Source organism: Bacillus sp. FSL R10-2780 (assembly GCF_038006125.1).
Classification (GTDB): Bacteria; Bacillota; Bacilli; order Bacillales; family Bacillaceae_G; genus Bacillus_A; species Bacillus_A cereus_U.
In genome coordinates this window covers 2,749,542-2,774,684 of the sequence record NZ_JBBOUQ010000001.1, presented here as the reverse complement: position 1 = coordinate 2,774,684, position 25,143 = coordinate 2,749,542, and the positions used below count along the sequence as shown (strand labels likewise).

Below are 25,143 nucleotides of genomic sequence, written 5' to 3'. Positions count from 1 at the left end.
AACGGATTATACGTTAACATAAATAAATGAAGTATACCAATGTTTAAACTATGGTAAGAGATAGTGTGAGGTGCAAATGTATGAATAAAGGTCAGCGCCATATTAAAATCAGGGAAATTATTGCGAACAAAGAAATTGAAACACAAGATGAACTAGTTGATATTTTACGTAATGTGGGGTTTAATGTAACGCAAGCAACAGTATCGCGCGATATTAAAGAACTGCACTTAGTGAAGGTGCCATTACATGATGGTCGCTATAAATATAGCTTGCCAGCAGATCAACGATTTAATCCGTTGCAAAAATTAAAACGAAATCTAGTGGATTCATTTGTAAAATTAGACACGGCAGGACATATGCTTGTGCTAAAAACATTGCCTGGTAACGCTCATTCACTTGGGGCACTTATTGATCATTTAGAGTGGGATGAGATCGTCGGAACCATTTGTGGTGATGATACTTGCTTAATTATTTGCCGTACACCTGAAGATACAGGTGTTGTCTCTGATCGTTTCTTAAATATGCTGTAACAGAAAAATCTTGTTTACTTTCCTCTGTAAAGTGGAAAGTAAACAAGATATTTTTATTGGCGAAAAATATGGATTTTCAAATACAATACATTATTTTTTTTGAATGAAGTTAGAAAATAGGTGGATTGACCCGTAAAACGAATGTTTGGTACAATGGAGCGGGTTAGAAGAGTAATTTATACATACAAACATATAGTATAACTATTTGAATGAAGAATACTGAGAAAAGCCCTTAATTGGGGATTAGTTTATAACGAGGTGAATGGGGCATTGTTATCGGAATTATCGATCAGAAACTTTGCTATTATTGAGGCATTAAATATTTCTTTTCAAAAAGGTTTAACCGTTTTAAGTGGTGAAACAGGAGCTGGAAAATCCATTATTATTGATGCAATTAGTTTGCTTGTTGGTGGCCGTGGTTCAGCAGAATTTGTTCGATATGGAACAGAAAAGGCTGAGATAGAAGGATTATTCTATGTAGAAGATGCCAAGCATCCATGTATCGCAAAGGCAGAAGAGTTAGATATAGAAATAGAAGATGGCATGATTATTTTGAAGCGTGACATCGCTGCTAACGGAAAAAGTGTCTGTCGTGTAAATGGGAAACTTGTTACACTCAGCATATTAAAAGAGATTGGAAAAACGCTAGTTGATATTCATGGACAGCATGAAACACAAGATTTAATGAATGAAGAGCGTCATATGTTTATGCTTGATCATTTTGATGGAAATCGCATTGTTAAACAATTGGCCATATATCAAAATGTATATACAGACTATGAGAAGTTAAAAAAACAGCTAAAATCTTTAAGTGAAAATGAACAACAAATGGCCCATCGTCTAGATTTAATTCAATTCCAACATGAAGAAATTCGTAAGGCGGATTTAAAAATGGATGAAGAATATGAATTGACTGAGGAACGATTAAAAATCTCCAATTTTGAAAAGATTTATAAAGCATTAGGAGATGCGTATCGTTCGTTAAGTGGAGACGGACAGGGATTAGATCACGTAAGAAATGCAATGGGACAAATGGAGAGTATTACGCACTTAGATGAAGCGTATCAAGAAAATCATGATTCCATTGCAAATAGTTATTACTTATTAGAAGAAGTTGCATATCAGCTTAGAGAAAAGTTAGATATGATGGAATATGATCCGAAACGTCTAGATGAAATTGAAACACGTTTGAATGAAATCCGTATGTTAAAGAGAAAGTATGGAAATACTGTAGAAGAGATTTTAGCGTATGCTGATAAAATTGAACAAGAAATTTTTACGATTGAAAATAAAGACGTACATATTGAAACGACGAGAAAGCAGTTAACGAAATTAGAAGGTGTTATTGTAAAAGAAGCAACGTTGTTAAGTACTATGCGTCATGAGCTTGCGGATCATCTTACAAGCGCTATTCATCAAGAATTAAAAGAACTATATATGGAAAAAACGAAATTTGAAGTGAGAATTATGAAGAGGGTAGGAAATGTAGAAGAACCTCTCGTGGAAGGAACACCGGTAAAACTTACGGCGGATGGCTACGATCATGTGGAATTTTATATTTCAACGAATCCGGGTGAACCGTTAAAGCCACTTTCAAAGGTTGCTTCTGGCGGAGAGTTATCTCGTATTATTTTAGCTTTAAAAAGCATTTTTTCTAAGCATCAAGGTGTTGCATCTGTTATTTTTGATGAAGTGGATACGGGTGTGAGTGGTCGGGTTGCGCAGGCTATTGCGGAAAAAATTTATCGTGTATCAGTAAACTCGCAAGTACTTTGTATTACGCACTTACCTCAAGTAGCTTCAATGGCGGACTCGCATTTATTTATTAGAAAACAAGTAGCGAATGATCGGACGATTACATCGGTTACTGTGTTAAGTACGGATGAAAAAGTAACAGAAATTGCTCGAATGATTTCTGGTGTTGAAATTACAGATTTAACGACAGAGCATGCGAAAGAGTTACTTACGCAAGCGCATCATTTCAAACAGACAGCAGAGGCTATCCAGTAATGGATAGCTTTTTGTTCTCAAATGACGATTTCTTAATTCTTCCGGTTATAAATAAAGCACTGCAAGGAGAGATTAAAAAGTGAAGCCAAGAGGCTGAATGTGGGTAGGAGCGAGGAGAGTGAACAAATTGAAATTAGAAAGATTTCGAAAAATAATAGGTCTTTGTCTCCTTGTTTCTCTAGTTTTTATTGGATGTTTTAAACCGCTTCGAACGTTTATTTCATCGCCGAAGCAACTTGTTGTTTTTGAAGGACAACAATCAGAAATAGCATCATTACCAGTTTTTAAGGCTTTATCTACAAATCGTAATGTATTTACTGTAAGTTCAAATGAACAAGAACTTATGGTAAATTCTCACCAAAATGGTGAAGCTGATATGGTGTTTCAACTTGCTGGTTTTCCAGTGAAAAAAGTAAATGTGAAAGTATTAAAAGATTTTAAAGTTATTCCAGGTGGACAATCGATTGGTGTAAAATTGAACACAAAAGGTGTACTTGTTGTAGGCCATCATTTAATTCAAACTGAAAAGGGTAAAGTATCTCCTGGTGAAACAGCTGGTGTACAGATTGGAGATATGATTACTGAAATCAATGGTAAAACAATTGAAAGAATGAGTGATGTAGCACCATTTATTCATAATAGTGGAGAAACAGGTGAACCGCTTAATCTTGTTTTATTAAGAGATGGAAAATATATTCGTGCTAAGCTAACACCACAAAAAGACAATGGTGAATCTTCTTACCGAATTGGATTGTATATTCGTGATTCAGCAGCTGGTATCGGAACGATGACGTTTGTACATCCAGATTCTATGAAATACGGAGCGCTTGGTCATGTAATTTCCGATAATGATACAAAAAAGCCAATTCAAGTAGAAGATGGACAAATTATGCGTTCGACGGTAACGTCTATTGAAAGAGGAAGTCACGGGAACCCGGGAGAAAAATTAGCAAGATTTTCACCGGATCGTGAAGTGATTGGTAATATTACAATAAATAGCCCGTATGGTATTTTTGGGAAATTAAATACAAATATGACAAACGGCATAATGGATAAAGCAATGCCTATCGCATTATCCAATCAAGTAAAAGAAGGGCCAGCGAAAATATTAACAGTTATTGATCAAGATAAGGTGGAAGCGTTTGATATTGAAGTTGTTAGTACAGTACCACAAAAGTTCCCGGCTACAAAAGGTATGGTTATAAAAGTGACAGATAAACGTTTACTAGCAAAAACGGGTGGCATTGTACAAGGAATGAGTGGAAGTCCGATTGTACAAAATGGGAAAGTAATTGGTGCGGTTACACATGTATTTGTAAATGATCCAACGTCAGGATACGGTGTTCATATTGAATGGATGTTACATGAGGCTGGAATTAATATTTATGATCAAGAGAAAAAAGCGAGCTAATACATATTAGCTCGCTTTTCTTTTGAAAAATTCGTTGAAATTTTGTAAAAGCTCCGCAAGAGCTGTTTTTTGTTGTAAAATATAAGCAAAGGGTTGAACGTTTCGCTGTAATTCTATGATGGAATGTGTTGCGAAAGGAAAAAAATGAACGATAAACATATTTTTTTGTGATTTTATCGGAAAGTAAGAAACTTTAAAGGGAATTTTCACACAATTGTCGAACAATTCATGTAGCCTAGAAGCTTACACATGTCGGAAGAATCGATTCGGTAAGGGAGGAAAAACTGTGGAGAAAATTAAAGTATGTCTTGTGGATGATAATAAAGAATTGGTATCGATGCTAGAGAGCTATGTTGCTGCTCAGGATGATATGGAAGTTATTGGAATTGCTTACAATGGTCAAGAATGTTTAAACTTATTGAAAGAAAAGCAGCCTGATATACTCGTTTTAGACATTATTATGCCACATTTAGATGGTCTAGCTGTGCTAGAGAAAATGCGACATATTGAAAGGTTAAGACAACCTAACGTTATTATGTTGACAGCATTCGGACAAGAAGATGTGACGAAAAAAGCGGTTGATTTAGGGGCATCATATTTCATATTAAAACCATTTGATATGGAGAATTTAACAAGTCATATTCGTCAAGTTAGCGGTAAGGAAAATTCTACCATTAAACGTCCATTACCATCTTTCCGATCAGCAACAACGATTGATGGCAAACCGAAAAACTTAGATGCGAGTATTACAAGTATCATTCATGAAATTGGTGTACCCGCTCATATTAAAGGATATATGTACTTACGAGAAGCAATCTCTATGGTGTACAATGATATCGAATTACTAGGATCTATTACGAAAGTATTATATCCAGATATCGCAAAGAAATATAATACAACAGCAAGTCGTGTCGAGCGCGCAATCCGTCACGCAATTGAAGTAGCTTGGAGCCGTGGGAATATTGATTCTATTTCGTCCTTATTTGGTTATACTGTATCGATGTCAAAAGCAAAACCTACGAATTCTGAGTTCATCGCAATGGTTGCGGATAAGCTAAGACTTGAACATAAGGCTAGCTGAGATTAGTATATTCAAAATAAATTTTTTTATAAAAGATCAATGAGTTTAAAACACTCATTGATCTTTTATTTTGTTATAAGGATAATATTGAAGTAGTATTTCATAAGAAATATGATTATGACACATTTAAAGGTGATTCATTTATTTATATGGAAAATAAAACATATATTTAGTAAAATTATCTATAAAGGGATATTTCTTGATATGATATTTGTTAGGGAATTTACTAGGGAATATTGGGAGGTTTATATGAAAAAGAAAATTTTAATTTGGATTGGATGTGCAATAGGCTTAGTTGGGCTTACTGCTGGTATAACTTATGGAATGTTAGAACTTGCAGATAATCCGGCGGACAAACAAGCTAGTGCTGAAATAGATACAAGCGAATATAAAACAGTTCCAAAAGAAAAAGAAGCGCAGTTTGGTGAGATTGGTGGCGCAAGTGCGAAACTTCAAATTACAAAAGATTCTACTGAAGAAGACTTAGTTAAAGCGATGCATAGTATGACTCACCAAAAAGTAATAGCTGAGCAAAAATGGGGAGCAATCCCGATGTCTAAAGAGAATGCTGAAAAAGTAAGAAGTATCTTAAATGAGAGTAATTTTGAAACGAAAGAAGAACTTTTAGCGATTGCTGAAAGATGGATAAACAAAGACTTTAGTAAAGTTGTGGACGATCATAACTACTTTTGGAAACTGCAAGGTGGTAATATCGGAAAAGCTACAGGAGTTATGGATCCGCTAGAAGAGCAAACTTTTTCTTTAAATAATTTTGGAGATGGAGTAACAGGTGAATTACACAAATCTGGAGACCTTCAATAGGTTGGAGGAAATTAAAATTTGCAATTTGTAGAAAAAGCTTCTTTATAGAGGCTTTTTATTTTGTTGTTCCATGCATTCATAATTTTAGTGGGTAAGTTATCCGTGATATAATAGATGATAATAAAAAGCCCTGCAAAACAGGACTATATTATTCTTCGTCTTTATTTTGTTTTTCTAATTCAACTAACTTTTGGATTAAAATATGCTGTGGCATATGCATAAGTTGTTCAAGTGGAACACCTAACGCTTTTGATAGGCGGACTGCAGTGTCTGGAGAAATTTGTAATGGTCTCATAGAAGTACCTCCTTTTTCGTATAGTATAGCATAAGATTGGGGGAGTGAGGATGACTCTTATATTTGCGCATCGTGGTGCGGCGGGAACGTATCCGGAAAATACAATGATTTCATTTGAAGCAGCAGAGGCTTTCGGGGCAGACGGAATTGAACTCGATGTTCAATTAACGAAAGATGGAAAAGTTGTCGTTATTCATGATGAAACTGTGAATCGAACGACGAATGGAAAAGGTGCTGTTCGAAATTATTTATACGAGGATTTATGTAAGTTAGATGCAAGTTATAAATTTAGTGAAAAAGTAGGTTTTTGTAAAATTCCTCTTTTAGAAGAGGTACTGGAGTGGCTTGGAAAAACGCAATTGCTACTTAATATTGAACTTAAAAATGATAAAATTCCATACAGAGGTTTAGAAGAAGAGGTTATAACACTTGTACGTAAGTTTAGTCTGGAGGATCGGGTTATATTTTCTTCGTTTAACCACTATAGTATGAAACGGTGCCATATGATGGCTCCTGATATTCAAACAGCTATTTTGTATCGTGAAGGCTTGCATAGCCCGTGGGCATATGCAAAAAAGATGGGTGCTACTGCAGTGCATCCGAATTATCGTTATCTTCAAGATGCCATCGCTGAATTAACGATGGAAAGTGGGGTAGAGGTTCGTCCTTACACGATAAATGAAGAAACGCTTATGCGTAAATATTTTGATATGAACATATCGGCGATTATTACTGATTATCCTGAAACAGCAAGAACTTTATTACCGATAAAAAATGAGACCTAATATGATGGTCTCATTTTTTTATCGGTATGTGAAAACGTTGTTCTATCTTCTGAAGCGGGCTTGTACTTTATTTCTCTTACGATCTCTGTGTAAGACGAAGCCGCCGAAAATATAAAACCCGAGTGCAAAGCAAAGAGCGCCGATTAAAAATTGTAACCATAATATAGGGATTGGGGAGAATAAAATCCCAAATACAGTATCTCGCATTAGTTTAATACCAAGCACGGCTAATGAAATCGGGATGAGTGCTAATGATAGAGCGAGGTAACGCTGCATACATAACGCCCCTTTTCAGATTATTTTGTTTATTTTAATGATGTTATATGAAAAGGGGGTTTGTCAAGAGATTGCTGAACGAGTAAGATAAGGATGTGAAAAATTTTGCAGAGATACTTCGAGAGGAAGTGTAATGTATGAAACAAAAGGTGTTAATTGTTGGAGCGGGTGAAGGTGGGAGTACACTGCTGAGTCTGTTACAAAATTCGAATATATTTCAAATTATAGGAGTTATTGATATTAATCCAATTGCGAAAGGATTACAAATCGCAAAGGAATATGGGACTCCAATTGGTGATAGTGTAACTCCGTTTCTTTCTATGCATATTGATGTAATGTTTGATATGACAGGTGATTATGATTTACATAAAGTTTTATTGGGCAGCAAGCATAAAGACACCCTTCTTATACCAGGGGATATTGCAAAAATTGTTACGAGACTAGCGCATGAGAAGGAAAGCTTAATTGGGAAGCTAGAAGAACAGACGCAACAAGGGAATTTAATTTTAAATTCTACGCACGACGGTATGATTGTTATAGACCAAGAGGGACAAGTGCGTTTGTTTAATAAAAGCGCAGAGCGTATTACTGGATATAAAAAAGAGGAAGCAATAGGGAAATATATTTTAGAAGTTATTCCAACGAGTAAGCTGCTTCGGATTATACGTACGAAACAAATAGAAGTGAATCATGAACTGACGCTAGAGAATGAAAATAAGATCATTACAACGCGTATTCCAATATTAAAAGAAGATGGAGAGGTTCAAGGAGCATTTGCGATTTTTAAAGACATTACAGAAGTTGTAGATTTAGCAGAAGAAGTTACAGACTTAAAAGAAATTCAAACGCTACTTGAGGCGATTATTAACTCATCTGAGGAAGCGATTTCGGTTGTTGATGAGAAAGGAAGAGGACTAGTTATAAACCCTGCTTATACGAAGTTAACGGGTTTGACTGAAGAAGAAATTATTGGGAAGCCGGCTACAACTGATATTGTAGAAGGTGAAAGTATGCATATGAAAGTACTTCGGACGCGCCGAGCAGTACGAGGGATACATATGAAGATTGGGCAAAAAAAGCGAGATGTAATTGTAAACGTAGCACCGGTTATTGTTGATGGAATATTGAAAGGGAGCGTCGGGGTAATTCGCGATGTATCAGAAATTCAAAAGTTAACAAATGAATTGAATAGGGCAAGACAAATTATTCGAACGTTAGAAGCAAAATATTCATTTGATGATATTGTTGGTGATTCAGATGAAACGACGGCAGCTATTGAACAAGCAAAACTTGGAGCGAATACACCGGCAACAGTATTGCTTAGAGGGGAATCTGGTACGGGGAAAGAGTTATTTGCACACGCTATTCATAACGGTAGTAATCGAAAATACAATAAGTTTGTACGAGTAAACTGTGCTGCTATTTCTGAGAGCTTATTAGAAAGTGAATTATTCGGTTATGAGGAAGGCGCGTTTTCTGGAGCGAAAAGAGGCGGGAAACGAGGATTCTTTGAAGAAGCGAATAATGGAAGTGTTTTTTTAGATGAAATCGGAGAGTTATCTGCAAATACGCAAGCGAAGCTCCTTCGTGTACTACAAGAAAAAGAAATTGTGAAAGTAGGGGGAACAAAAGCGATACCTATTAATGTTCGAGTGATCGCTGCGACGCATGTGAATTTAGAAAAAGCTATTTTAGAAGGGAAGTTCAGAGAGGACTTATATTATCGTTTAAATAAAATTCCGATTCAAATTCCTTCCCTTCGTCAGCGTAAAGGAGACATACCAGCGATTGCAGAAAGGTTAATTCAAAAAATTAATCAAGATTATGGTCGTAATGTAGAAGGACTCACCGATTCAGCCGTTTCGTATTTACAATCATATGAATGGCCAGGAAATGTTAGGGAACTTGAAAATATTTTAGGACGAGCTATTATCTTTATGAATTATAACGAGATATATATTGATGTACATCATTTACCGCCTTTACATAAAGAAGAACAAGTAGAGCCGAAACAAAATAATTTATTACCTGAATTAGAAGAGAAGGCCCTTGAACACCTAGTGACAGAATTTGAGGGGAATATTATCCGTGAATATTTAGAGAAATTTGAGGGGAACAAAACGAAGACTGCAAAAGCGTTAGGAATTTCAGTTCGAAACTTATATTACAAGCTAGAAAAGTACGACTGTGCAAAAAATAGCATGCAATAAATTGCGTACCGTGCAATTTATTGCATGGTATACAAAAAGCGGCAAAACGAGACAGAATATTTCGTTGTTTTCCAAAGTATTGATTTTACTGCATTTTGAATGCGTTTTCATTATTGGTAAGACCACTTTTAAAAGTTGGCACGGTATTTGCTTAATGAATAGACGAGGGACGACGGAAAGGGTTGATTACAAAATATGAAGTTAGAACACTTAATTGATCAAGCAGCAGGACAACCTAAAAAAACTGTGGCTGTAGCAGTAGCTGAAGATCATGAAGTAATTGAAGCTGTAGCGAAAGCAATTAAGTTACAGCTAGCTCAATTTCGTCTATATGGAAATCAAGAGAAAATAATAGGGATGCTACAAGAGCATGGGTTACAAACTTCAGAACATATTGAAGTGATTGCAGCAGCGTCAAGTGCTGAGGCTGCAGAACTTTCTGTTAAATCTGTAAGCAATGGCGAAGCAGATGTACTAATGAAGGGGAACATCCCAACAGCAAATATTTTGAAAGCTGTATTAAATAAAGAGTGGGGGCTTCGTAAGGGCAGCGTACTTTCACACGTTGCAGCGTTTGAAGTTCCAAATTACGATCGTCTTATTTTTGTTACAGACGCAGCGATGAACATTGCACCTGATGTAACACAAAAAGCTGCTATTATACAAAATACTGTAGAAGTTGCCCAGGCAATAGGAATTGATTTGCCGAAGGTAGCGCCAATTGCAGCGGTAGAGGTTGTTAATCCTGCGATGCAAGCGACAATTGATGCAGCGATGTTAACTCAAATGAATCGCCGCGGACAAATTAAAAATTGTGTCGTTGATGGACCACTTGCTTTAGATAATGCAGTATCACAAATTGCAGCAGAACATAAAGGCATAGTAAGTGATGTAGCAGGTAAGGCAGACATTTTACTCGTCCCAACGATTGAAGCTGGAAATGTGTTATATAAATCACTCGTCTATTTTGCAAATGCAAAGGTAGGAGCGATGATTGCTGGCGCTAAAGCACCGATTGTTTTAACATCACGTGCTGATTCAGCAGAAACAAAAGTATATTCATTAGCATTGGCAGTTGCGACTGCTTCAAAATAAACCAAATAGGGTAAAACAATTAGGGGGAAACGACAATGACATTAGAAATCTTCGAATACTTAGAAAAATATGATTATGAGCAAGTGGTATTTTGTCAAGATAAAGAATCTGGTTTAAAAGCAATCATTGCAATCCATGATACAACACTTGGACCAGCTCTTGGTGGAACAAGAATGTGGACATATGATTCTGAAGAAGCGGCGATTGAAGATGCATTGCGTCTTGCAAAAGGGATGACATACAAAAATGCAGCAGCTGGTTTAAACTTAGGTGGTGCAAAAACAGTAATTATCGGTGATCCACGTAAAGATAAAAGCGAAGCGATGTTCCGTGCATTAGGACGCTACATTCAAGGACTAAACGGACGTTACATTACAGCTGAAGATGTTGGTACAACAGTAGATGATATGGATATTATCCATGAAGAAACTGATTTTGTAACAGGGATTTCACCATCATTCGGTTCTTCTGGTAACCCATCTCCAGTAACTGCATACGGTGTTTACCGTGGTATGAAAGCAGCTGCAAAAGAAGCGTTCGGTACAGATAACCTAGAAGGAAGAGTAATTTCTATTCAAGGTGTTGGTAACGTAGCATATCACCTATGCAAACATTTACACGCTGAAGGAGCAAAATTAATTGTTACAGATATTAATAAAGAAGCTGTACAACGTGCAGTAGAAGAATTCGGTGCAACAGCAGTTGAGCCAAATGAAATTTACGGTGTTGAATGTGATATTTACGCACCATGTGCATTAGGTGCAACAGTTAATGATGAAACTATTCCACAACTTAAAGCAAAAGTAATCGCAGGTTCTGCAAATAACCAATTAAAAGAAGATCGTCACGGCGACATCATTCATGAAATGGGTATTGTATACGCACCAGACTATGTTATTAATGCAGGTGGCGTAATTAACGTAGCAGACGAATTATATGGATACAATAGAGAACGTGCATTAAAACGTGTTGAGTCTATTTATGACACAATTGCAAAAGTAATCGAAATTTCAAAACGTGATGGCATAGCAACTTATGTAGCAGCAGATCGTCTAGCTGAAGAGCGCATCGCAAGCTTGAAAAACACTCGTAGCACATACTTACGCAACGGTCACGACATTATTAGCCGTCGCTAATCATTCATATACAACTTTTACGAAAGGTGTGGTTACCTCTTATGAGGTTTCCACTTCCTTTTAAATTTATTAGTGGAGGTAGCAACATTGTCCTTAAATCGAATTCTTGTTATTAATCCGGGTAGTACATCCACAAAAATTGGTGTTTTTGATAATGAAAGACCCGTTTTAGAAGAAACAATTCGTCATGATGAAGAACAGATTGGAAAATATAAGCGAATTATCGATCAATATGAGTTTCGAAAAGAAACAATTTTAGAAGTTCTACATTCTCATGGTATTAACATTTCAAAATTGAACGCTGTTTGTGGGCGTGGTGGATTACTTCGTCCAATCGAAGGTGGCACGTACACAGTAAACGATTCAATGTTAGAAGATTTAAAAAACGGATTTAGCGGTCATCACGCTTCAAATCTCGGAGGCATTCTAGCTTATGAAATCGCTTCTGGATTAAATATTCCTGCATTCATTGTGGATCCTGTCGTTGTAGATGAAATGGAGCCAATTGCTCGTATTAGCGGTATTGCTGGTATGGAACGTAAAAGTATTTTCCATGCATTAAACCAAAAAGCGGTTGCTCGTAAAGTAGCAGATGAATTAAATCACAAATATGAGGATTTAAATTTATTAGTTACACATATGGGCGGCGGTATTACAGTTGGTGCTCATAAAAAAGGAAAAGTTATCGATGTTAATAATGGCTTAAACGGAGAAGGACCATTTAGTCCAGAGCGTGCTGGTACAGTACCGGTAGGACAATTAGTTGAAATGTGTTTCTCTGGTGAGTATTACCGAGACGAAATGGTTAAAAAACTTGTCGGACAAGGTGGACTTGTAAGTCTTATCGGTACAAACGATGCAATTAAAGTAGAGCAAATGGTTGAAAAAGGTGATCCTGAAGCAACTCTTATTTATAAAGCAATGGCATATCAAGTTGCAAAAGAGATTGGCGGAGCTAGTGCTGTACTTCACGGGAAAATCGATGCAATCGTATTAACTGGTGGACTTGCGTACAGTAAAATTCTTGTCGATGAAATAAAAGAACGTGTTCACTGGATTGCAGATGTTATCGTACATCCAGGAGAAGATGAATTACAAGCGTTAGCAGAAGGAGCACTTCGTGTATTACGTGAAGAAGAAGCTCCAAAAGAATATGTTGTACGAGAAAAACAAACAGTAGCTAGGGGTTGAGATAATGGCAAGAGAATATGATTTAGTCATCGTTGGCGGCGGTACTGGTGGATATGTTGCTGCTATTCGTGCATCACAACTAGGGTTAAAAACTGCACTTGTTGAAAAAGAAAATCTTGGTGGTACTTGTTTACACAAAGGATGTATTCCTAGTAAAGCTCTTTTACGTAGTGCGGAAGTATACGCAACTGCTAAAAAAGGAGAAGAGTTCGGAGTTATTGCAAGTAACGTAGAACTAAACTTTGCTAAAGTACAAGAGCGTAAAGAGAAGATTGTAACGCAGCTTCATAAAGGCGTTCAGCATTTAATGAAACAAGGTAAAATTGATGTGTTTGAAGGTATTGGCCGTATTCTTGGCCCATCTATTTTCTCTCCAATGCCAGGTACAATTTCAGTTGAACTTGCAAGTGGAGAAGAGAATGAAATGTTAATTCCAAAAAATGTACTTGTTGCAACAGGTTCTCGTCCAAATTCATTACCAGGATTAGAGTTAGACGGAGAGTATGTAATGTCTTCGGATCATGCCCTAAAAATGGAAACGCTTCCTAGTTCAATCATTATTGTTGGTGGCGGTGTAATTGGTATTGAGTGGGCATCTATGCTTGCTGACTTCGGTGTAGAAGTTACAGTATTAGAGTATGCGAAAAACATATTACCACTAGAGGATAATGACGTTTCAAAAGAAATGCAGCGTCTATTCAAGAAAAAAGGTATTAAAGTGGTAACTGGTGCAAAAGTATTACCAGAAACATTGGTAAAAGATAATGGAGTAACAATTCAAGCTGAACATAACGGTGAGAATAAAGCATTTAAAGCAGAAAAAATGCTTGTATCTGTAGGAAGACAAGCGAATACGCAAAATATGGGCTTAGAGAATACAGATATTGTTGTGGAAAAAGGATACATTCAAACAAATGAGTTTTATCAAACGAAGGAATCTCATATTTACGCAATTGGAGATGTAATCGGTGGCCTACAACTTGCTCACGTTGCTTCGCATGAAGGAATTGTTGCTGTAGAACATATTGCTGGTAAAGAAGTTACACCAATTGATTATTCTATGGTATCGAAATGCGTATATAGCAGTCCAGAAGTTGCTTCTGTTGGTTTAACAGAACGAGAAGCGAAAGAAAAAGGCTATAAGTTAAAAGTAGGTAAATTCTCATTCCGTGCAATCGGAAAGGCACTTGTATACGGAGAATCAGACGGTTTTGTAAAACTTGTAGTTGATGAAGAAACAAATGACATTCTTGGTGTTCATATGATCGGACCACACGTAACAGATATGATTTCTGAAGCGGGTCTTGCAAGAGTACTTGATGCAACACCTTGGGAAGTAGCACATACAATTCATCCGCATCCATCATTATCTGAGGCGATTGGTGAAGCTGCATTAGCTGTAGATGGAAGAGCGTTACACGCATAAAAATGTGGATTTAGGAGGTTATGAAAAATGGCAGAAGTAAAAGAAAAGCGCCATGAAGAGTTTGGTTTAAGTGATGAGCAAGTATTAGAAATGTTCCGTACGATGTTACTTGCACGTAAAATCGACGAACGTATGTGGTTATTAAACCGTGCAGGTAAAATTCCATTCGTAATTTCTTGTCAAGGACAAGAGGCTGCACAAGTTGGAGCAGCGTTCGCTCTTGATAGAGAGAAAGATTATGCATTACCATACTACCGTGATATGGGTGTTGTATTAGCGTTTGGTATGACAGCAAAAGAACTTATGTTATCTGCTTTCGCGAAAGCTGGAGATCCAAACTCTGGTGGTCGTCAAATGCCTGGTCACTTCGGTCAAAAGAAAAATCGTATTGTGACAGGTTCATCTCCAGTAACAACACAAGTACCACATGCAGTTGGTATTGCACTAGCTGGAAAAATGGAGAAGAAAGATTTAGTAACGTTCGTTACATTCGGAGAAGGCTCTTCAAACCAAGGTGATTTCCATGAAGGGGCAAACTTTGCTGGTGTACACAAACTACCTGTTATTTTCATGTGTGAAAATAATAAATATGCAATCTCTATTCCAGTTGAAAAACAATTAGCATGTAAAAACGTATCAGATCGTGCAATTGGTTACGGTATGCCTGGATATACAATAGACGGAAACGATCCGCTTGCAGTATATAAAGCTGTAAAAGAAGCAGCAGACCGCGGCCGTCGTGGTGAAGGCCCGACTTTAATTGAAACAGTATCATATCGTTTAACAGCACATTCTAGTGACGACGATGATCGTGTTTACCGTGATAAAGAAGAAGTAGAAGAAGCGAAGAAAAAAGATTCAATTATAACATTTGCAGCTTATTTAAAAGAAGTTGGCGTGTTAACTGAGGAATTTGAAAAACAAATGTTAGATGAAATTATGCATATCGTAAATGAAGCAACAGAATATGCAGAAAATGCTCCGTATGCAGCACCTGAAGATGCATTGAAGCACGTATACGCAGAATAGGGGGGAACGTTTCATGGCTGTAATGTCTTATATTGATGCTATTACATTAGCAATGCGCGAAGAAATGGAACGCGATGAGAAAGTATTCGTTTTAGGAGAAGATGTTGGTAAAAAAGGTGGCGTGTTTAAAGCGACACACGGTTTATATGATCAATTTGGTGAAGATCGTGCACTTGATGCACCGCTTGCAGAATCTGCAATTGCTGGGGTAGCAATTGGTGCGGCAATGTATGGTATGCGCCCAATCGCTGAAATGCAGTTTGCTGATTTCATCATGCCAGCAGTAAACCAAATTGTTTCTGAGGCAGCAAAAATTCGTTATCGTTCTAACAACGATTGGACTTGTCCAGTTACAATTCGTGCGCCATTTGGCGGGGGTGTTCACGGTGCATTGTATCATTCACAATCTGTAGAAGCGATGTTTGCAAACCAACCAGGTTTAAAAATTGTTATCCCTTCTACACCATATGATGCAAAAGGCTTATTAAAAGCAGCAATTCGTGATGAAGATCCAGTATTATTCTTCGAACATAAACGTGCATATCGCTTAATTAAAGGTGAAGTGCCAGAAGATGATTACGTATTACCAATCGGAAAAGCAGATGTAAAACGTGAAGGTGATGATATTACTGTTATTACTTACGGATTATGTGTTCACTTTGCTCTTCAAGCAGCTGAGAAATTAGCACAAGATGGCATTTCTGCACACATTCTTGATTTACGTACTGTGTATCCGTTAGATAAAGAAGCGATTATTGAAGCAGCTTCTAAAACAGGTAAAGTTCTTCTTGTAACAGAAGACAATAAAGAAGGAAGTATCATAAGTGAAGTGGCAGCAATTATTGCTGAAAATTGTCTGTTTGATTTAGATGCGCCAATCGCACGTCTTGCAGGCCCAGACGTTCCGGCAATGCCATATGCACCAACAATGGAAAAATTCTTTATGGTAAATCCAGATAAAGTTGAAAAAGCAATGCGTGAACTTGCGGAATTTTAATCGGGGGGACTATACATGGCTGTAGAAAATATCACAATGCCTCAGCTCGGGGAGAGCGTTACAGAGGGTACAATTAGTAAATGGCTCGTTAATGTTGGCGATCACGTAAACAAGTATGATCCACTTGCAGAAGTAATGACTGATAAAGTAAATGCCGAAGTACCATCTTCTTTCACTGGTATTGTGAAAGAGCTAATAGCTGGCGAAGGTGAAACGTTAGCTGTAGGTGAAGTTGTTTGTGTCATTCAAGTAGAAGGCGCAGATGAAGTAGCAGCAACAGCTGTAGAGGAAAAAACGAAAGAAGAACCAAAGGCAGAAGTAACTACGCCTGAAAAAGCACCGAAAGCAAAACAACCAACTGATGGAAAACCACGTTTTTCACCAGCTGTGTTAAAACTTGCGGGTGAGCATAACGTTGATTTAGATTTAGTAGAAGGTACGGGGGCAAATGGCCGTATTACTCGTAAAGATATTTTAAAGCTAGTGGAATCTGGAAATATTCCGCAAGCAGGTGCGAAGAAAGAGGCAGTTGTTGCAGTAGCAGCGCGTCCAGAAGCACCAAAATCAGCGGCAGTAGCCCCGGTAGCGTCAAAAGTAGAAGCTGCAAAACCAGTTTCTGTGCCGACAATGCCTGGAGATATCGAGATTCCGGTAACAGGTGTGCGTAAAGCAATTGCAGCAAATATGTTACGCAGTAAACACGAGGCACCTCATGCTTGGATGATGATTGAAGTAGATGTGACAAACCTTGTATCATACCGTAACTCAATTAAAGGCGATTTCAAAAAGCGTGAAGGCTTTAACTTAACGTTCTTTGCTTTCTTCGTAAAAGCAGTAGCACAAGCGCTAAAAGAATATCCTCAAATTAACTCAATGTGGGCTGGCGATAAAATCGTTCAGAAGAAAGACATTAACCTTTCTATCGCTGTTGCAACAGAGGAAGAACTATTTGTACCAGTAATTAAGCACGCGGACGAGAAAACAATTAAAGGTATCGCTCGCGAAATTACAGAACTTGCAGGAAAAGTACGCACGAAATCATTAAAAGCTGATGAAATGCAAGGCGGAACATTTACAATTAATAACACAGGATCATTCGGTTCTGTTCAATCTATGGGTATTATTAATTACCCACAAGCGGCTATTTTACAAGTTGAATCAATTGTAAAACGCCCAGTAATTATGGATAATGGTATGTTCGGTGCTCGTGACATGGTTAACTTATGTTTATCACTTGATCACCGTGTACTTGATGGTTTAATTTGTGGTAAATTCTTAGGACGTGTAAAAGAAATTTTAGAAAATACGTCAGAGAACAATACATCTGTATATTAATAAAAAGCTCGCGTTTGCGAGCTTTTTATCATTTCATTTCTTCATTTGTATCCTACTATATGTACAAACCTTTCCCAGTAATCTTACAATGAATGATCATGTATTAGGAATTTGCGAAAATACATTGCTGATATATGGTATATAGATATAAAATAAAAAAAGAATAATTTTTTGGCAAATCTTACTGATGAAACTGTAGTATAATATATTGTATTGTATGAAAAAGAGAGTTATTCTATATAAGTGTTTTATAGATAATGTGTAATCAGTCGTCAAAACATGAAGAATGTTGACTCCTGGTTTTTTATTTTGCTGTAACAATGTTTCAGGAGGATGTCATGAAAAGAAGTACCGAGTTTCTAAAAAGTTTAGATGTAAAATTAATTTTAATTTTGTGTGCACTATGTGTTACGAGTATAGCTGCTATATATAGCAGTCAGCAAACCGGACAGTATGGAGATGCAAACTTTGCTATGAAGCAGGGAGTTAACTACATAATTGGGGTTGTATTGTTACTTCTTGTTGCAAGCATCGACTTAGATCAATGGCAAAAATTGTCTTGGCCACTTTATATCGCTGGGTTTGGTTCACTTATTCTTTTGAAAATACTACCGGTTTCCAGTTTTACACCTGAAAAATTAGGTGCAAAAAGATGGTTTGTTTTTCCAGTAGCTGGACAAATTCAGCCATCGGAGTTTTTCAAAATTTCATTGCTTCTCATAATAGCCAGTTTAGCGGTGAAACATAATGCTCAGTATATGGCCCGGACATTCCAAACTGATTTGAAATTAGTCGGGAAAATTATGTTAGTATCTCTTCCACCTATGGCCGTTGTATATAGCCAGCCAGACACAGGAATGGTGTTCTTATATGCAGCAGCTATCGCATGTATTTTATTTATGTCAGGAATTCAAAAGAAATTAATTGCGATATGTACAGTCATTCCGGTGACCATATTGTCTACATTAATATTTATATTTGTAAAATATCCAGATTTCTTCTTTAATAAATTAGTTACTCTGTTAAAACCTCACCAACAATCACGTATTATAGGTTGGCTAGATCCATTTGAAAATGCAAATGAAGGCTATCAAACGCAGCAATCGATTTTAGCTGTAGGTAGTGGAGGTATGGAAGGTAAAGGGTACGGTGAAGGGAGCGTCTATATTCCGGAGAAACACACGGACTTTATTTTCGCTACAATTGCTGAAGAAGGCGGATTTATAGTAGCAGCACTAGTTGTGTTCTTGTTCCTGTTACTACTTTATCGAACAATTATTATCGGTTATTCTGCTGATAATTTATTTGGTACATTATTATGTGCTGGATCAATAGGAATACTAACGGTTCAAATATTCCAAAATATTGGTATGATCGTTGGATTAATGCCTGTAAAAGGTATCGCGTTACCTTTCTTATCATATGGGGGAAGTTCCTTATTCTCGAATATGATTATGATGGGGCTCATATTATCGGTACGGAAAACGTATAAAAAATATATGTTTTCAGTTAAGTAAAAAAAAGCTGACTCGTTTTTAAACGAATCAGCTTTTTTACATATATGCCCTTAAACGTCGCAAACTAAGAAAAAAGTGTAGTTTGCGACGTTTAAGGAGTGCAAAGTTATGCATATTTTTGAAGGAGCACGGCATCTTTCTAATGGCGAATGGATTATCCGAGCGATTATAGCTTATATATTTTTAATTCTTGTTGCGAAAGCGATGGGGCAAAGGTCTATTGCGCAACTAAGATTTTTAGACGTTGTACTAGTGTTATTATTAGGGGGGAATATTTCTAACGCATTATCAGATGAAAAGGTTGGATTACTCGGTTCGATGATTACAACGTTCATACTCGTTGTACTTCATATAATAAGCTCTGTTTTAATGTTGAAATGGGATAGGTGGAGACGTTTTTTAGAGCCAGCACCTATTATTCTTATACATAATGGTTCCATTGATTTTAGTAACTTAAAAAAAGCGAGAATTACGGTGGAATATTTATTTTCGGAACTTCGCGTACAAAATGTGAGCGATATTCAAACGATTAAATTAGCATTGTGGGAAGCGAGTGGTGTTGTTTCTATATTTCAGTATCCAGAATATGAAGCAGTTTCTCGGCTTGACCTTAAAGTGGCGGGGAAAAAAGCTCCAGTTGCTTTTATATTAGTGAAAGATGGAAGAATTCAGCAAGATGTTCTCGCTTTATTAGGAAAAACAGAAGAGTGGGCGAAAGAGTGTTTAGAGAAGAGTGCAGAAATCGAATCCATTATGTTAGCTACAGTAGATGAAGCACATAAAATAAATATTTTGTTAAAAAAATGAAAAATATACGCATTTTGTCGTTTCATACATATGATACAATAGTGTGGACAACGAAAAAATGGGAGGTGTTTCCATGGGATATGTAGAAGAATTACGAAAAGTAGTTGGTCATCGCCCTTTAATTTTAGTTGGTGCTGTTGTACTCGTTATAAATGAAAATGGTTATGTTTTATTACAACAGCGAACAGAGCCGTACGGAAAATGGGGGTTGCCTGGCGGGCTAATGGAGCTTGGTGAATCACCAGAAGAAACAGCTTACCGTGAAGTATATGAAGAGACAGGAATAGAAGTAAAGAACCTCCGATTAATCAATGTATTTTCTGGAGCGAACTACTTTACAAAATTAACAAACGGTGATGAGTTTCAATCCGTAACGACAGCCTATTATACCGATGAATACGAAGGGAATTTTGTTATGAATAAAGAAGAAGCGGTTCAGCTTAAATTCTTCCCGGTAACAGAGCTACCTGATTATATTGTAGGATCGCATAAAAAAATGATTGTGGAATATATGAAAATGTGACAAAAAGGTGCTAGAGCCCTGCTCTAACACCTTTTCTATGCTGAAATACAAGTAAACTTACTTGTATTCTCTAAACATTAACTGGTAAGATACAAATAGGTAGAATTAGAGGAGGGAAAAGATTGATTAACTTTAACTTTTTTATGAATGATGTTGTCCGTCAAGCGCGTGAAGAGATCGTTTCTGCGGGATATACAGAATTGACGACACCAGAAGCAGTCGAAGAAGCATTTAAAAGAAATGGTACAACACTTGTAATGGTAAACTCTGTATGTGGCTGTGCAGGCGGTATTGCTCGCCCTGCTGCTGCACATTCCGTACATTATGATAAACGCCCTAACCACCTTGTAACGGTATTTGCGGGTCAAGATAAAGAAGCAACAGCAAGAGCTCGTGAATATTTTGAAGGATATCCACCTTCATCTCCATCATTTGCTTTATTGAAAGATGGAAAAATTGTAACGATGGTAGAACGTCATGAAATTGAAGGTCATGAACCAATGCAAGTAATTGCAAAACTACAATCTTACTTCGAAGATAATTGCGAAGAACTATAAGGAAGAGAAAAAGCGGTACGTCCAGGAACAAGTGGACGTACCGCTTTTTTATTTAATTTTTATAATGATTGGACATGCATAGAGATGTTTTTTATGCATGTTTTTATGCATTGAAAACGAACTTAATAATGTTTTTGTGTTTATTTTTATTTTAAATGTTGCATAAAAATGAAAGTGTTGATACAATACAAACATCGAATAAATATTCTATTTAACTTTTAAATATACATTATTAGGGGGAAGAAAGATGAAGAAGTTATTATCAATATCATTTGCACTTATTTTAATTGTAAGTATGTTCAGTGCTTGTAGTAATGGGGAAGAAAAGACGAAGAGTGAGAATAAAAAAGTACTCGTTATGGGGACTTCAGCAGACTATAAACCGTATGAATACGTGGAAGCTTCAAAAAGTGATGAAATTATCGGCTTTGATGTTGATATTGCAAAATATATCGGAAAAGAACTTGGGTATGAAGTGAAAGTGAAAGATATGGATTTTGGAGGATTATTAGCATCTCTTAGCTCAGGAAAAGTTGATTTCGTTATGGCAGGTATGACGCCAACTGCAGAGCGTAAAAATAATGCTGATTTCACAGATATTTATTTTGTTGCTAAAAATATGATTGTTTCAAAAAAGGGTTCTAATATTAAATCCTTAGAAGATTTAAAAGGTAAAACAGTAGGAGTACAAACAGGATCAATTCAAGAAGAAAAAGCAGAAGAATTTAAAAAACAAGTCGATTTCAAAGCAGAGGGACGTGACCGTATACCAGAAATCGTACAAGAAATTAAAGCTGGTCGTTTTGACGCTGCAATTATAGAAGACACAGTTGCAAAAAATTATTTAGAAAAAATGAAAGAACTACAAGGGGTTGAAATTCAAGAAGCACCAGAAGAAGTAGGTGCAGCAATTGCTCTTCCGAAAAACAGTGATAAAACAGAAGAATTTAATAAAGTAATTAAGAAAATGCAAGAAAATGGAGAAATGGATAAATTAGTGAAGAAATGGTTTGGCAGCGGAAAATAAGCTGCCTTTCACTTTTCTGTGAGGGGAATGAAAAGGATGAATTTAGATTTTTCGGCAATTACGCCTTCAATACCATATATATTAAAGGGCTTAGAAGTTACATTGAAAATTGTAGCTGCATCAGCTTTGGCAGGATTTATTTTAGGGACGTTATTAGCGCTTTGCAAAATTGCTAGAATAAGAGTACTAAACATTGCAGCAGATATTTATACGTCAATATTTCGTGGCACACCGCTTGTATTGCAATTAATGATTATTTATTTCGGTGTTCCGCAAATGATTGGATATGAGATACCAGCCTTTTTAGCAGCTGTACTTGCATTTAGCTTAAATTCAGGTGCATATATGTCAGAAGTAATTCGTGCCGGCATTCAAGCGGTCGATAAAGGACAAACAGAAGCAGCAATGGCTTTAGGTATTCCGTACAGTAAAATGATGAGAAATATTATTTTTCCTCAAGCTTTAAAAAATATATTACCAGCGCTTGTGAATGAGTTTGCGACACTTACGAAAGAGTCGGCTGTAGTAACTGTAATAGGAGCGACTGATTTAATGCGCCGTGCTTATATTGTAGGCGGTGAAACATTTAAATATCTTGAGCCATTACTGTTTGTTGGCCTTATTTATTATATATTAGTAATTATTCTTACATTAGTCGGGAAGGCAATTGAAGGGAGAATGAAGAAAAGTGATTAAAATTGACAACCTTCATAAATCATTTGGAAAAAATGAAGTATTAAAAGGAATTACAACAACGATTGAAAAAGGAGAAGTTGTTGCAATTATCGGACCGTCTGGATCTGGAAAGTCAACGTTTTTACGCTGTATGAATGTACTAGAAGCACCGACAGCTGGTCACATTTGGATTGGAACGGAAGAAGTAACGAATCCGAAAACAAATATTATGCACGTTCGTGAAAATGTCGGAATGGTATTTCAACATTTTCACTTATTCCCTCATATGACTGTATTGGAAAATATTACGTATGCTCCTATCAATGTAAAAGGAGTAACGAAGCAAGAGGCTGAAAAAAAAGCTGAGAAACTCCTAGAAAAAGTGGGGTTATTAGATAAGAAAGATGCATATCCAAATCGTCTTTCAGGTGGACAAAAGCAACGTGTAGCAATTGCAAGAGCGTTAGCGATGGAACCGGAAGTTATGTTATTTGATGAACCGACCTCTGCGCTAGATCCAGAAATGGTGAAAGAAGTGTTAGAAGTTATGAAATCATTAGTTACGACAGGAATGACGATGGCAATCGTTACACATGAAATGGGATTTGCAAAAGAAGTAGCGGACCGCGTTCTCTTTTTAGATGGTGGAAAGCTAGTAGAAGATAGTAATCCGGAAGAGTTTTTTACAGCACCAAAAAGTGACCGTGCAAAAGAATTTTTGCAAAAGATATTGTAATATGTAAAGGTTAAGTGAACAATAGATAGAAAAGGATGACATTGCGTCATCCTTTTTTTATACTATTTTTAAATACATTTATACATATAGGGGTAATGATATGTTTAAAATTGGATATAGAACAGTGAAAACAGCGCTTGGAACGGGTGCGGCAGTTTTTATTGCTCAGTTATTAGGATTAGAATTTTATAGTTCAGCTGGTATTTTAGTCATTTTATGCGTGCAAAATACGAAACGAAAATCCGTTCAAGTATCGTTGCACCGTTTTTTAGCTTGTGTATTATCGATGGTATTTGCGTTTTGTATTTTTGAAACGATTGGTTATACACCACTTGCGATTAGCATATTACTGCTTACCTTTATTCCGACTGCAGTTATGTGCAAAATTCAAGAAGGGATTGTCACGAGTTCGGTTATCGTTATGCATCTGTATTCATTAAAGCAAATTACATGGTCTATAGTTGGTAATGAAATTGCTATATTAACGATTGGAATTAGTGTCGCTTTATTAGTAAACATGTACATGCCAAGCAGTGAGAATAAACTGAAAGAGTATCAAGGGAAAATAGAAGACCATTTCAGAACGATTTTGTTTGAAATGGTCGTTTATTTACGAAATCGAGATAGTAATTGGAGTGGGGCCGAATTAATTGAAACAGAAATGATGCTGAAAGAAGCAAAAGATTTATCATTTAAAAAACTTGAGAATGAATTTATGCGTGAAGATGACTATTATTATCGGTATTTTGATATGCGTATGCAACAATTTGAAATTTTGGAGCGAATGATACCATTAGCTGCATCACTATCTTGGACGTATGAACAAGCGGATATGATTGCAGACGTAATTGAAAATATAGGGAATTCTATTCGTCCTGAAAGTACAGGGGTCATTTCGTTAAGACAACTTCAAGAAATGCGAGAAGTATTTAGAGAAATGCCTTTACCAGTCTCGCGAGAAGAATTTGAGATACGTGCGAAACTTGTTCAACTTGTGTATGAAATGGAGCAATATTTACTCATTAAAAGTCGTTTTAAGGGAAAGGATAATATAAAAGAACTTATTTAGAAGGTAGGAATTATGTATGCCGTATCTTCTTTCTTTATTATTATGTCTTTCTTTATCACCAATCTGGCCTCTTGGTGATAACCCACGTGCTGGAGATCCTTTTATAATTGTAAATAAAGCAACGAATAAACTAGCTTACATTGATGATGGAAAGATCCAAAAGGTTTTTCCAGTAGCGACAGGGAAAACAAATGAATTAACCCCAGAAGGAACCTTTGACATTGTATTGAAGGCGAAGGATCCATATTATATTGCGAAGGATATTCCTGGGGGCTCTCCAAAAAATCCACTTGGATCGAGGTGGATGGGATTTAATGCAAGAGGAACGGATGGAAGTAAGTATGGGATACACGGGACAAACCAGCCTAGTTCAATTGGAAAATATATTTCGCAAGGATGTATAAGAATGAAGAAACATGATGTGGAATATTTGTTTGATCGTATTCCACTTGGAACGAAAGTATCGATTGTGAAATCGAAAAAATCATTTCAGCAATTGGCAAAAGAAAAAGGGGCCATAGCGTTTGGAAAAGTCAACGAAACGGTTGGCTTTTTTCTTTTCTATAAGTTGTCTTGACATGTGTACATAACCATGCGTTAATG

The 25,143-nt window shown here is 36.6% G+C and carries 25 protein-coding genes; 23 read left to right on the top strand and 2 right to left on the bottom strand.

The window, feature by feature from the left end; translation table 11 throughout:
* Nucleotides 1-80: 80 nt before the first annotated feature.
* From argR to NSQ47_RS14380, 5 genes are all read left to right on the top strand, one after another.
* Nucleotides 81-530: an arginine repressor ArgR gene (gene argR, locus NSQ47_RS14400; RefSeq protein ID WP_002015076.1), complete on the top strand. Its 450-nt coding sequence runs from the start codon at nt 81-83 to the stop codon at nt 528-530.
* 270 nt (nt 531-800) lie between these two features.
* The gene (recN, locus tag NSQ47_RS14395; protein WP_016106127.1) at nt 801-2,540 is read left to right on the top strand and encodes a DNA repair protein RecN; all 1,740 of its coding nucleotides are present in this window, start codon (nt 801-803) and stop codon (nt 2,538-2,540) included.
* Between the two features lie 118 nt (nt 2,541-2,658).
* Nucleotides 2,659-3,951, top strand: a complete 1,293-nt coding sequence (gene spoIVB / locus NSQ47_RS14390) for a SpoIVB peptidase (RefSeq protein ID WP_341037204.1) — start codon at nt 2,659-2,661, stop codon at nt 3,949-3,951.
* A gap of 286 nt (nt 3,952-4,237) precedes the next feature.
* On the top strand, nt 4,238-5,032 hold the full coding sequence (gene spo0A, locus NSQ47_RS14385) for a sporulation transcription factor Spo0A (RefSeq protein WP_016100158.1): 795 nt from the start codon (nt 4,238-4,240) through the stop codon (nt 5,030-5,032).
* A gap of 249 nt (nt 5,033-5,281) precedes the next feature.
* Entirely contained in the window at nt 5,282-5,854 is a 573-nt protein-coding gene (locus NSQ47_RS14380) for a PRK06770 family protein (protein WP_016106126.1), read from the top strand.
* A 148-nt stretch (nt 5,855-6,002) separates the two neighbouring features.
* Here NSQ47_RS14380 and NSQ47_RS14375 read toward each other — a convergent pair whose 3' ends face one another.
* The gene (locus NSQ47_RS14375) at nt 6,003-6,149 is read right to left on the bottom strand and encodes a YycC family protein (protein ID WP_001247671.1); all 147 of its coding nucleotides are present in this window, start codon (nt 6,147-6,149) and stop codon (nt 6,003-6,005) included.
* 50 nt (nt 6,150-6,199) lie between these two features.
* Here NSQ47_RS14375 and NSQ47_RS14370 point away from each other — a divergent pair, with 50 nt between their 5' ends.
* Entirely contained in the window at nt 6,200-6,934 is a 735-nt protein-coding gene (locus tag NSQ47_RS14370) for a glycerophosphodiester phosphodiesterase (protein ID WP_002111737.1), read from the top strand.
* A 42-nt stretch (nt 6,935-6,976) separates the two neighbouring features.
* On the opposite strand, the gene NSQ47_RS14365 is transcribed toward NSQ47_RS14370, so the two are convergent.
* Entirely contained in the window at nt 6,977-7,210 is a 234-nt protein-coding gene (locus NSQ47_RS14365) for a DUF2627 domain-containing protein (protein ID WP_002111735.1), read from the bottom strand.
* A gap of 137 nt (nt 7,211-7,347) precedes the next feature.
* Here NSQ47_RS14365 and NSQ47_RS14360 point away from each other — a divergent pair, with 137 nt between their 5' ends.
* The 17 genes from NSQ47_RS14360 to NSQ47_RS14280 all read left to right on the top strand — a co-directional run bounded on the left by NSQ47_RS14360 (nt 7,348) and on the right by NSQ47_RS14280 (nt 25,117).
* Nucleotides 7,348-9,420, top strand: a complete 2,073-nt coding sequence (locus NSQ47_RS14360; RefSeq protein ID WP_088079349.1) for a sigma-54 interaction domain-containing protein — start codon at nt 7,348-7,350, stop codon at nt 9,418-9,420.
* A gap of 195 nt (nt 9,421-9,615) precedes the next feature.
* Nucleotides 9,616-10,515 carry a phosphate butyryltransferase gene (gene yqiS, locus NSQ47_RS14355; RefSeq protein ID WP_002033959.1) on the top strand — a complete coding sequence of 300 codons (900 nt, stop codon included), beginning with the start codon at nt 9,616-9,618 and terminating at the stop codon, nt 10,513-10,515.
* 35 nt (nt 10,516-10,550) lie between these two features.
* Nucleotides 10,551-11,651 (top strand): leucine dehydrogenase, encoded by a 1,101-nt coding sequence (locus NSQ47_RS14350; protein ID WP_002145827.1) that lies wholly within the window; start codon nt 10,551-10,553, stop codon nt 11,649-11,651.
* An 87-nt stretch (nt 11,652-11,738) separates the two neighbouring features.
* Nucleotides 11,739-12,842: a butyrate kinase gene (gene buk / locus NSQ47_RS14345; protein WP_088079347.1), complete on the top strand. Its 1,104-nt coding sequence runs from the start codon at nt 11,739-11,741 to the stop codon at nt 12,840-12,842.
* A 4-nt stretch (nt 12,843-12,846) separates the two neighbouring features.
* Nucleotides 12,847-14,268 carry a dihydrolipoyl dehydrogenase gene (gene lpdA / locus NSQ47_RS14340; RefSeq protein ID WP_002111728.1) on the top strand — a complete coding sequence of 474 codons (1,422 nt, stop codon included), beginning with the start codon at nt 12,847-12,849 and terminating at the stop codon, nt 14,266-14,268.
* A gap of 27 nt (nt 14,269-14,295) precedes the next feature.
* Nucleotides 14,296-15,297, top strand: a complete 1,002-nt coding sequence (bfmBAA, locus tag NSQ47_RS14335; protein ID WP_002111726.1) for a 3-methyl-2-oxobutanoate dehydrogenase subunit alpha — start codon at nt 14,296-14,298, stop codon at nt 15,295-15,297.
* Nucleotides 15,298-15,310: 13 nt separating this feature from the next.
* Nucleotides 15,311-16,294, top strand: coding sequence for a 3-methyl-2-oxobutanoate dehydrogenase subunit beta (gene bfmBAB, locus NSQ47_RS14330; RefSeq protein WP_000290070.1), 984 nt, complete (start codon nt 15,311-15,313; stop codon nt 16,292-16,294).
* 15 nt (nt 16,295-16,309) lie between these two features.
* Nucleotides 16,310-17,629, top strand: coding sequence for a dihydrolipoamide acetyltransferase family protein (locus tag NSQ47_RS14325; RefSeq protein ID WP_002160556.1), 1,320 nt, complete (start codon nt 16,310-16,312; stop codon nt 17,627-17,629).
* Nucleotides 17,630-17,967: 338 nt separating this feature from the next.
* On the top strand, nt 17,968-19,146 hold the full coding sequence (locus NSQ47_RS14320; RefSeq protein WP_002111722.1) for an FtsW/RodA/SpoVE family cell cycle protein: 1,179 nt from the start codon (nt 17,968-17,970) through the stop codon (nt 19,144-19,146).
* 108 nt (nt 19,147-19,254) lie between these two features.
* Nucleotides 19,255-19,953 (top strand): DUF421 domain-containing protein, encoded by a 699-nt coding sequence (locus tag NSQ47_RS14315; protein ID WP_341037200.1) that lies wholly within the window; start codon nt 19,255-19,257, stop codon nt 19,951-19,953.
* Between the two features lie 73 nt (nt 19,954-20,026).
* Nucleotides 20,027-20,476 carry an NUDIX hydrolase gene (locus NSQ47_RS14310; protein WP_078172844.1) on the top strand — a complete coding sequence of 150 codons (450 nt, stop codon included), beginning with the start codon at nt 20,027-20,029 and terminating at the stop codon, nt 20,474-20,476.
* Nucleotides 20,477-20,619: 143 nt separating this feature from the next.
* Nucleotides 20,620-21,033, top strand: a complete 414-nt coding sequence (locus NSQ47_RS14305) for a BrxA/BrxB family bacilliredoxin (RefSeq protein WP_002015097.1) — start codon at nt 20,620-20,622, stop codon at nt 21,031-21,033.
* 247 nt (nt 21,034-21,280) lie between these two features.
* Nucleotides 21,281-22,060, top strand: coding sequence for a transporter substrate-binding domain-containing protein (locus NSQ47_RS14300; protein WP_002160559.1), 780 nt, complete (start codon nt 21,281-21,283; stop codon nt 22,058-22,060).
* A 36-nt stretch (nt 22,061-22,096) separates the two neighbouring features.
* Nucleotides 22,097-22,756 (top strand): amino acid ABC transporter permease, encoded by a 660-nt coding sequence (locus tag NSQ47_RS14295; protein WP_002160560.1) that lies wholly within the window; start codon nt 22,097-22,099, stop codon nt 22,754-22,756.
* Entirely contained in the window at nt 22,749-23,471 is a 723-nt protein-coding gene (locus NSQ47_RS14290) for an amino acid ABC transporter ATP-binding protein (RefSeq protein ID WP_002160561.1), read from the top strand. The genes NSQ47_RS14295 and NSQ47_RS14290 overlap by 8 nt, the downstream gene beginning before the upstream one ends.
* A gap of 100 nt (nt 23,472-23,571) precedes the next feature.
* A complete protein-coding gene (locus tag NSQ47_RS14285) occupies nt 23,572-24,540 on the top strand; it encodes an aromatic acid exporter family protein (protein WP_341037199.1) in 969 nt (322 codons plus the stop codon).
* Nucleotides 24,541-24,556: 16 nt separating this feature from the next.
* Nucleotides 24,557-25,117 (top strand): L,D-transpeptidase, encoded by a 561-nt coding sequence (locus NSQ47_RS14280; RefSeq protein WP_016106120.1) that lies wholly within the window; start codon nt 24,557-24,559, stop codon nt 25,115-25,117.
* The last annotated feature ends 26 nt before the right edge of the window (nt 25,118-25,143 follow it).

Excerpts from the sequence above, each read along its gene's own strand:
- argR (WP_002015076.1), top strand. The coding sequence starts at position 81 with ATGAATAAAGGTCAGCGCCATATTAAAATCAGGGAAATTATTGCGAAC.
- NSQ47_RS14380 (WP_016106126.1), top strand. The coding sequence starts at position 5,282 with ATGAAAAAGAAAATTTTAATTTGGATTGGATGTGCAATAGGCTTAGTT.
- NSQ47_RS14375 (WP_001247671.1), bottom strand. The coding sequence starts at position 6,149 with ATGAGACCATTACAAATTTCTCCAGACACTGCAGTCCGCCTATCAAAA.
- NSQ47_RS14370 (WP_002111737.1), top strand. The coding sequence starts at position 6,200 with ATGACTCTTATATTTGCGCATCGTGGTGCGGCGGGAACGTATCCGGAA.
- NSQ47_RS14365 (WP_002111735.1), bottom strand. The coding sequence starts at position 7,210 with ATGCAGCGTTACCTCGCTCTATCATTAGCACTCATCCCGATTTCATTA.
- NSQ47_RS14360 (WP_088079349.1), top strand. The coding sequence starts at position 7,348 with ATGAAACAAAAGGTGTTAATTGTTGGAGCGGGTGAAGGTGGGAGTACA.
- yqiS (WP_002033959.1), top strand. The coding sequence starts at position 9,616 with ATGAAGTTAGAACACTTAATTGATCAAGCAGCAGGACAACCTAAAAAA.
- NSQ47_RS14350 (WP_002145827.1), top strand. The coding sequence starts at position 10,551 with ATGACATTAGAAATCTTCGAATACTTAGAAAAATATGATTATGAGCAA.
- lpdA (WP_002111728.1), top strand. The coding sequence starts at position 12,847 with ATGGCAAGAGAATATGATTTAGTCATCGTTGGCGGCGGTACTGGTGGA.
- bfmBAA (WP_002111726.1), top strand. The coding sequence starts at position 14,296 with ATGGCAGAAGTAAAAGAAAAGCGCCATGAAGAGTTTGGTTTAAGTGAT.
- bfmBAB (WP_000290070.1), top strand. The coding sequence starts at position 15,311 with ATGGCTGTAATGTCTTATATTGATGCTATTACATTAGCAATGCGCGAA.
- NSQ47_RS14325 (WP_002160556.1), top strand. The coding sequence starts at position 16,310 with ATGGCTGTAGAAAATATCACAATGCCTCAGCTCGGGGAGAGCGTTACA.
- NSQ47_RS14320 (WP_002111722.1), top strand. The coding sequence starts at position 17,968 with ATGAAAAGAAGTACCGAGTTTCTAAAAAGTTTAGATGTAAAATTAATT.
- NSQ47_RS14315 (WP_341037200.1), top strand. The coding sequence starts at position 19,255 with ATGCATATTTTTGAAGGAGCACGGCATCTTTCTAATGGCGAATGGATT.
- NSQ47_RS14310 (WP_078172844.1), top strand. The coding sequence starts at position 20,027 with ATGGGATATGTAGAAGAATTACGAAAAGTAGTTGGTCATCGCCCTTTA.
- NSQ47_RS14305 (WP_002015097.1), top strand. The coding sequence starts at position 20,620 with ATGAATGATGTTGTCCGTCAAGCGCGTGAAGAGATCGTTTCTGCGGGA.
- NSQ47_RS14300 (WP_002160559.1), top strand. The coding sequence starts at position 21,281 with ATGAAGAAGTTATTATCAATATCATTTGCACTTATTTTAATTGTAAGT.
- NSQ47_RS14295 (WP_002160560.1), top strand. The coding sequence starts at position 22,097 with ATGAATTTAGATTTTTCGGCAATTACGCCTTCAATACCATATATATTA.
- NSQ47_RS14285 (WP_341037199.1), top strand. The coding sequence starts at position 23,572 with ATGTTTAAAATTGGATATAGAACAGTGAAAACAGCGCTTGGAACGGGT.
- NSQ47_RS14280 (WP_016106120.1), top strand. The coding sequence starts at position 24,557 with ATGCCGTATCTTCTTTCTTTATTATTATGTCTTTCTTTATCACCAATC.